Source organism: Streptomyces sp. NPDC006339 (assembly GCF_040612775.1).
Taxonomy (GTDB): Bacteria; Actinomycetota; Actinomycetes; order Streptomycetales; family Streptomycetaceae; genus Streptomyces.
Genome location: NZ_JBEXQW010000051.1, coordinates 45,642 through 53,394, shown reverse-complemented (window position 1 = coordinate 53,394; position 7,753 = coordinate 45,642). Strand labels below are relative to the sequence as shown.

The 7,753-nt window shown below is 75.7% G+C and carries 7 protein-coding genes; 5 read left to right on the top strand and 2 right to left on the bottom strand.

Features of this window, described 5'->3' with window-relative positions; translation table 11 throughout:
* The coding region (locus ABZ135_RS31675; protein ID WP_356700612.1) for a winged helix-turn-helix domain-containing protein at positions 1–362 on the top strand (362 nt) is incomplete at its 5' end.
* A 15-nt stretch (positions 363–377) separates the two neighbouring features.
* On the opposite strand, the gene ABZ135_RS31670 is transcribed toward ABZ135_RS31675, so the two are convergent.
* The gene (locus tag ABZ135_RS31670; protein WP_356700610.1) at positions 378–1,904 is read right to left on the bottom strand and encodes a PepSY domain-containing protein; all 1,527 of its coding nucleotides are present in this window, start codon (positions 1,902–1,904) and stop codon (positions 378–380) included.
* Positions 1,905–2,002: 98 nt separating this feature from the next.
* Positions 2,003–2,638 carry a hypothetical protein gene (locus tag ABZ135_RS31665; protein ID WP_356700608.1) on the bottom strand — a complete coding sequence of 212 codons (636 nt, stop codon included), beginning with the start codon at positions 2,636–2,638 and terminating at the stop codon, positions 2,003–2,005.
* Between the two features lie 201 nt (positions 2,639–2,839).
* Between ABZ135_RS31665 and ABZ135_RS31660 the strand changes: the two genes are divergently transcribed.
* From ABZ135_RS31660 to ABZ135_RS31645, 4 genes are all read left to right on the top strand, one after another.
* Entirely contained in the window at positions 2,840–3,640 is an 801-nt protein-coding gene (locus tag ABZ135_RS31660) for a tyrosine-protein phosphatase (protein ID WP_356700606.1), read from the top strand.
* Between the two features lie 135 nt (positions 3,641–3,775).
* The gene (locus ABZ135_RS31655; RefSeq protein WP_356700604.1) at positions 3,776–5,716 is read left to right on the top strand and encodes a hypothetical protein; all 1,941 of its coding nucleotides are present in this window, start codon (positions 3,776–3,778) and stop codon (positions 5,714–5,716) included.
* An 82-nt stretch (positions 5,717–5,798) separates the two neighbouring features.
* Positions 5,799–6,686, top strand: a complete 888-nt coding sequence (locus ABZ135_RS31650; RefSeq protein WP_356700602.1) for a metal-dependent hydrolase — start codon at positions 5,799–5,801, stop codon at positions 6,684–6,686.
* Positions 6,686–7,753: a PDR/VanB family oxidoreductase gene (locus tag ABZ135_RS31645; protein WP_356700600.1), complete on the top strand. Its 1,068-nt coding sequence runs from the start codon at positions 6,686–6,688 to the stop codon at positions 7,751–7,753. Before ABZ135_RS31650 ends, ABZ135_RS31645 begins: the two co-directional genes overlap by 1 nt.

Sequence of the window (7,753 nt, the reverse complement as noted above, 5' to 3'; positions counted from 1 at the left end):
GTTCGGTGCAGGAAGGTCTCCGCCTGACGCGCGGTCATGGGCCGGGCGAAGAGGTAGCCCTGTCCGTAGTGGCGCCGGCGCAGGGGCCGGTCGTCATCGACGGCGTGCAGCGGGTCGCCCGCGTCGACGGGCGGGCGCTCGACCTGACGTATCTGGAGTTCGAGCTCCTCGCCCATCTCGTCGCCCACCCGTACCGGGTGCACACCCGCGACCAGCTCGTCACCACCGTGTGGGGGTACGGGCACGTGGGCGACGGCCGGACCGTCGACGTCCATGTGGCCCGGCTGCGCCGCAAGCTGGGCGCCGAGCACCGCCACACGATCCAGACCGTGCGGCGGGTCGGCTACAAGTACACGCCCTGAGCGGCCGGCCGGCCGCTACCCGGCCGTCACCCCCGGCCCTCCGTCCGTCCCCGCGTCCGTCCCCGCGCCCGTCCCCGCCCGCGCCGTGGACCTCGACCTCGCCTTCGCGACGACCGCGAGGGCGAGGTCGACGACCAGGAACGCCACCAGGCTGATGCCGAGCAGCGGCAGGAACCAGCCCACCAGGGCGGTCGCGGCGAGCAGCGGGAGCAGCATGGCCGGCGGGACCTTGCGCCACGCGCCGCGCGCGGCCGGGCGGCCCGGCCGGCGCAGCCACCACATGCGGTAGCCCCAGACGATCAGCAGGATCAGCGAGAGCGCGAGCGCGGCCAGCGCCAGTTGGTTGACCAGGCCGAGGAAGAGGCCCATGTGGGCGTCGATGCCGATCCGGGTCAGCTTCGCGAGCAGCGGGTAGTCCGCGAAGCGGAGCTCGTCCAGAACCGTGCCGTCGGCCGGGTTCAGGGCGACCGAGTCCAGCTCGACCGGGAACTGCTTGTCGGTCTCCTTGACCACGTAGCCGGCGCCCTCGGCGGGCGGTGTGACGGAGATGGACGGGCTGTCGATCCCGGCCGCGCGGGCCGCCTCGACGGCCTTGTCGATGCCGATGTCCGTCCCCGGGGCGGCGGCCGGCGGCGTCGGGTGGTGGCCCGCGCCGTGGCCCGCGTGCTCACCGCCGGCGGCTCCGCCGGCGAGGCCCGAGGACAGCGTGGGCGTGGCGCCGCCGAGCCGGTCCTGGACGGTGCCGATGTTCTCGCCCGCGTACTTCGACCAGGTCAGGCCGGTGGCGGAGAGCGCCACGAGGCCGGTCACGGCCCACAGGCCGACCGCGCCGTGCCAGGAGAGCGTGCGGCGGCGGGACTTGGGGCCGCGCTCGGGCAGGAAGAGGGCGCGGCGGTTCCTGCGGCGGCGGCCGAGCCACAGCAGCAGACCGCCGAGGGCGACCACCCACAGCCAGGCGGCGGCGAGTTCGCTGTAGTTGCGGCCGAGGTCGCCGAGGTGCAGGTCGACGTGGAAGTGCGAGATCCAGGTGCGCAGCGGCAGCGCGCCGCTGCTGCCGTAGCTGGGCAGTTGTCCGCGTATCTCACCGCTGTACGGGTCGACGAAGACCGCCATGGAGGAGCCTTCGGGGGCGTCCGGGTCGGCCATGAGGACCCGGGTGGTGGCGCCGGGTTCGGCGCCGGGCCAGACGGCGGTGACGGTGCCGTCGGGGTTGGCGGCGCGGGCGGCCTCGACCTGGCGCGAGAGCGGCAGGGCGGTGGCGCCGTCCGGCACCGGGACTTCGAGCTCGTGGGCGTACACCAGCTTCTCGGCCGGGTAGGAGAGCGCGTAGAGCAGTCCGCTGAGGGCGGCCACGAGGAGGAACGGGGCGACGAGGACGCCCGCGTAGAAGTGGAGGCGCAGGACGAGGGGGCGCAGGGCCGCCCAGCCGCGCGGTCTGCGGGGCGCGTCGGGCGAGTCGGTCGGGTCGGCCGGGTCCTGCGCGGTGGTCGGATCGGGTGTCGCGGCGTCCGCTCCGGGGCGCGCGAGGTCGTCGATGGTCATGACGGTCCTAGGAGTCGTGTGTCGACAGGGGGAAGCGACCCCCAGGTCGGTCGGACGGACGGACAGCCATGAGGTCATGACGTCAAACGGTCATGAGGTCATGCGATCCGGACTCCGGGGGCCGTGGCGCGGGGTACGGCAGGCCGGGGCGGGCCGCGCCGGGAGACGGAGTGCGCGAGGACGACGCCGTGCGGGCGGCGGTGGTACGGGCGCGGGCGCACGGAGCGCCGCGACGGCGGGGCGGGGACCAGGACCCCGGCGGCGGCCAGGAGCAGCCGCAGCGGGGCGGCGGCGCGGGCGCCGACGGTCCGGGCGATGGCGAAGAGCGCGGCCTCGCCGCGGGCCAGCCACAGGCCGCAGACGAGGGCGGCGAGCAGGTGGACGGCGAGCATGCCGGCGCCGGAACCGGCACCGTCCGCGCCGCCGCCCAGGGCCATGCCGTGCGCCATGTGTCCCGCGTACGCGGCGTCGGCGGCATGGGCCGCGTGCGTCGGATAGAGGTCGGCGAGCACATCGGACGGGATCCCCGCCCCGGGCGGTCCCGCCTGATCGCCGACGCGCTCGCCGACGCGCCCGCCCGCTCCGAAGATCAGGTGCAGCACGCCCTGGACGGCCGCCAGGCCGGTCGCGACGGCGAGGGGGCCGCGGCGGCGGCCGGCCGCGGTCCAGGCGAGGGCGGCGGTCACCCCGAAGGCGGTGAGGAGGGAGCCCGGCGGGAGGGCGTGGGCAGACATGGACGAATGCCCCACCGCTGCCAAAGTCACGCACACCGCCGCGAAGAGCGCGGCCCGGAAGGCGCGCAAGGGCGACCAGGTGTGCGTCATGGTGACGCCATCGTTTCATCCCGGCGCCGCACCGGTAAGACCGCCTGCCGGGGTTTCGGCTACGGTTCGTAGAAAAAGCATGATTCATACCGTTTTCGGAGGAGTCGACGTATGCCCGCCATCCCCGCAGCCAGCGTCGCCAACCTCCGCGATCTCGGCACCCTCCCGCTCGGCGACGGCCGCAGCGTCCGCGAGGGTCTGGTCTTCCGCTCCGGGCAGCTCGACCGGCTCGACGCGGCCGAGCCCGTGGTGGCCGCGCTGGGGATCCGTACCGTCGTCGACTTCCGCACGGCCGGCGAGCGGGCGGAGCGGCCGGACCGGGTGCCGCCGGGCGGGCGGCTGCTCGTCGCGGACGTGCTCGCCGACTACCTGGCGACCAGCGGTCTGCCGCCCGCCGCCCGTCTGAAGACCCTGCTCTCCGATCCGGCGCTCGCCGAGAAGCACCTGGGCGGCGGCCGGGTCCTCGATGCCTTCACCCGGACGTACCGCGCCTTCGTGACCAGCGAGTCGGCGCGCGCCTCCTACCGGGCCTTCCTCACCGAGCTGGGCGACCCGGCCACCGGTCCGCTGCTCTTCCACTGCACGGCCGGTAAGGACCGGACCGGCTGGGCGGCGACGCTCGTGCTCTCCCTGCTCGGCGCGGACGAGGAGACGGTGATGACGGAGTACCTGGCGGTCAACCCGGGAGCGCGCCAGGCGTTCGCGCCGCTGATCGAGGGCTTCACGGCGCAGGGCGGCGACCCGGACCTGGCGCTCGCGCTGATCGGGGTGGTGCCGGAGTACCTGGAGGCGGCGCTGGACGAGGTGGCGGTGCGGCACGGCTCGATGGAGAAGTACGTACGGGAGGGGCTCGGCGTGCCGGACGAGGTCACCGACGTCATCCGCGAGCGCCTGACGGTGTACGCGGCCTGACACCGGACCGGTCGTCCCACGCGGGCGGGCCGGGCCGGGGCGACCGGGGCGGCGACGCGACCGGGGCGACGACGTGACGGGGGGCGACCCGCCCGACCGGGGTGACCATCGCATCATTCGCTCGTTCTGCTGAACGTGAGCACCCAGGAACTCGCCCCCGCCCCCGACGGCTCCCCCGCCCCGGTCGACGTCGAGCAGGCCGAGGCCGCGCTCGTCGAGCACTATCCGCGGCTCGTCCGGATCGCCTACCTGGTGCTGCCGCCCTCCCTCGGGCGCAACCGCCGGGTGCTCACCGCGCACGCGCTCGCGCAGCGCTCGCTGCCGCGCCGCCGCACCTCCCTCGCCGCCGGGGCGATCCCCGGGGCGCGCCGGGCGGAGGACGCGGTCGACCCGGGTTACGCGTACGTACGGGGCGAGGTCCTGCGGCAGGCGCTGGTGGCCGGGCTGCCGCTGCGGCGCCGGGCGCTGCCGCGGCGGGCGCAGTTCCCGCCGCTGCTGCCGCAGGTGTGGGGCCTGCGGCTGTTCCCGCGGGCCGGTGGCGCCGACGAACTGGCCCTGGACCAGCGGCTCTCCGCGCTCTCCGGGCCGGGCCGGGCGGCGTACGTGCTGCGCGGTCTGGAGCGGCAGGGCGACCCGGAGGTGCTGCGGGTGCTCGCGGCCGCCGGGGTCGAGGACCCGGAGGCGGCGCTCGCGGAGGCGGACGGGGTCGAGGCGCCGGGCGGATTCGGCGGGGCCGTGCTCCTGGAGTCGGCCGAGTTCGACCCCTGCTCGCTCCAGGCCCGGCCGACGGACCTGATGCGGCGGCGCCAGCACGGCAAGGCCGCGCTCGCCGCGGCGGCCGCGGTCGTGGTGTGCGGGACGCTGCTCGGGCCGCCGGGCGACGGATGGGGCAGAAACGGTGCTGCGGCGCCCTCGTACGCCCGTAACCCGGCCGCGGAGGCGGCGCTCGACCCGGACGCCCTGAAGCGGGTCGACGCCGCCGGGTGGCGGCTGTCGTCGCGTACGGACTTCTCGGTGTGGCCGGCCCGCGGCGACCTCACCGGCGACACGGCGCTGCTGCGCCGGGCCCTGGCGGTGTGGGCACGGCCGGGGCCGACCGTGCGGACCTCGGCGACACCCGGGACGCCGCCGGGACCGCCGATGGGATCGCCGCAGTTGCTGTTCGCGGGCCGGGTCGACGCGGCGCACGTGGTGCTGTTCTTCGACGGGCTGCGGGTGGTGCGGTACGCCGAGCCGGCCGGGAGCACGAAGGGGGCGGCGCTGGACTTCGCGCGGACCGACGGGGCGGACGCGGTCGGCTCGGCGGCGCTCGTGGTCTCCCGCGCGGCGGGCAACGTCCGCTATGTGACGGCCCCGTGGGTGAGGGAGGCGGCGGTACGGGACCTGCTGCTCCCGGACAAGGAGCCGCGGGTCCTGACGCGTGACGCGTACGGGGTGACGGAGCCGATCCCGAGTCCGGCGACGGCCCCCGGCTGTACGCGCTGGAGCGTGCTCCAGGTACGGGACGAGACCGGGACGCGGCTCCTGAGCGACCTGGGCGAGCTGGCCCCGGCCCGGCTGACCTCGGGCCCGCCCGGCCGGCCCGCGGACGTGACGGGCGCGGCGGAGCGGGAGGAATGGGCGCGGGTGGCCTGCCAGTTGGCGGTGGTGCGCTCGCACGGCGTGCGGACGGTGAACTCCTGGGCGTACGCGTCCCAGCGGCTGCCCGAGGGCGCCGGCCGCGCGCAGTGGCTGTGCGCGCGGGCGGAGACCTGGCGGGGCACGGGCAGCCGGGTGCTGGCCCTGTTCCGCGCACCGGGCGCCACGGGCCCGGCGGCGTCGGCGGCCCGCTCCGACGGCTCGCCGGCCTGCGGGCCGCGGGAGCCGCGGGTGCTGGCGGGAGCGGTGTGGCAGGCGAAGAGCGGGCAGTGGTACGTGCTGGCGGCGGGGACGGAGGACTTCGCGTCGCTGGCGCTCACGGGCGGCGTGGAGGAGCGCGCCGAGGGGCGCCTGCTGGCCGTGAAGGCGGCGCCGGGGAGCCGGGCGGAGCTGACGGGCACGCTGCGGGACGGGACGCGGGTGCGGGCCCTGCGGTGACGGGCCGCCCACAGCGGCCCGCAACGGAAAAAGGGCGTGCACGACCCTGGTCGCCTCGCCTACCCCTCAGTACATTGACGCCATGTCTAATACGCAGCCCGCACCGGTGGCGTCGGAGCGCATCGAGCTCAAGGCCCGCAAGGTCTCCTTCGACTGGAAGGGGACACCGCTCCACTGGGTTCCCGGCGACCCGTTCACCACCCACACCATCAACGTGCTGCACCTGCTCCTCCCGGCCGGCGAACGCTGGTTCGTGCACGTCTACCAGCAGGTCCTGCCGTACATCACCGACGAGCGGCTGCGCGCGGACGTCATCGGGTTCATCGGGCAGGAGGCGGTCCACTCCCAGGCCCATGACGACGTGCTGCCCCACCTCAAGAAGCTGGGGCTCGACCCCACCCCGTACACCGCCCAGGTGGACTGGTTCTTCGAGAAGCTGCTCGGCGACCGGACGCTGCCGCCGGGCCGACCGCGCCGATGGTGGCTGATGGAGCGGGTCGCGCTGATCGCCGCCATCGAGCACTACACCGCCTTCCTCGGCAACTGGGTGCTCAACGCCGACGCGCTCGACCGGGCCGGCGCCGACCCGGTCATGCTCGACCTGCTGCGCTGGCACGGCGCCGAGGAGGTCGAGCACCGCTCGGTCGCCTTCGAGCTGTTCCAGCACCTGGACGGCGGCTACCGGCGGCGGGCCCGCACCTGGGCGACCGCGTTCACCGCGCTCGTCTTCCTGTGGCAGCGCGGGGTCCGCTTCTTCATGGAGAACGACCCGACGCTCCTCGACGCCAAGCCGTCGATCGGCCGGCTCGTCCGCAAGGGCCGCGAGGGCCTGCTGCCCTCGACGCCGGACATGCTGCGCTCCATACCCCGCTATCTGAGCCGGAGTTACCACCCCTCGCAGGAGGGCTCCACCGCGCAGGCCGTCGCCTACCTCGCGAGCTCACCCGGCGCCAAGGGAGGCCGGATCTGATGGGCCGCACCCGACTCCGTACCGTCGTCCTCGTCGCCGGGGCGGCGCTGCTCGCCAGGCGGGCCCTGCGGCGCCGCATCAGCGCCTCGCCGCTGTGGCCGATGCCCGCGCTCGACGAGCCGGTCTCCGGCCGCGGCCGGCAGTCCACCGTCACCCGGCGCGTCCTCGTCGCCGCGCGCACCGAGCCCGCCGAGGGTGTGGTCCGGCTCCGCCTGGAGGGGACCGGACTGCCCGCCTGGCAGCCCGGGGCGCACATCGACCTCGTCCTGCCCTCCGGGGCCGTGCGGCAGTACTCGCTGTGCGGCGATCCCGCCGACCGCGACGCGTACACCGTCGCCACCCGGCTCATCGAGGCCGGGGCGGGCGGGCGGGGCGGCTCGCGCGAGGTGCACGAACAGCTCCACGTGGGCACGGAGATCGAGATCCGCGGCCCCCGCAACCGTTTCCGGCTCGCCCCCGCGCCCGCCTATGTGTTCGTCGCCGGCGGCATCGGCATCACGCCGGTCCTGCCGATGGTCCGGGCCGCCGAGGCGGCCGGGGCGGACTGGCGGCTGCTGTACTGCGGGCGCAGCCGCGCCACCCTGCCGTTCCTCGACGAGGTGGAGACGCTGGGGCGGGGGCGGACGACCGTCGTCACCGAGGACGAGGAGGGGCTGCCCGACCTGTCCTTCCTCGCCGCGACCCCCGCCGAGACGGCCGTCTACTGCTGCGGCCCCGAAGGGCTGATGGACGCCGTGAGCGCCGCCCTGCCGGAGGGCCGGGTGCCGCGCCTGGAGCGCTTCTCGGCCGCCCGCACCGAGGGCGGGGCGCCCTTCGAGGTCGAACTCCGGCGCACCGGGCGGACGGTGACGGTGGCGGCCGACCAGTCGGTCCTCTCGGCGGTCCGCGAGGCGGTGCCGGGCGTCCTCCACTCCTGCCGGCAGGGCTTCTGCGGGACCTGCCGGCAGCGGGTCCTGGCGGGCGAGATCGACCACCGCGACGAGCTGCTCACGGACGCCGAGCGGACGGACTCGATGCTGATCTGCGTCTCGCGGTGTGCGGGCGAGCGGCTCGTACTCGACCTCTAG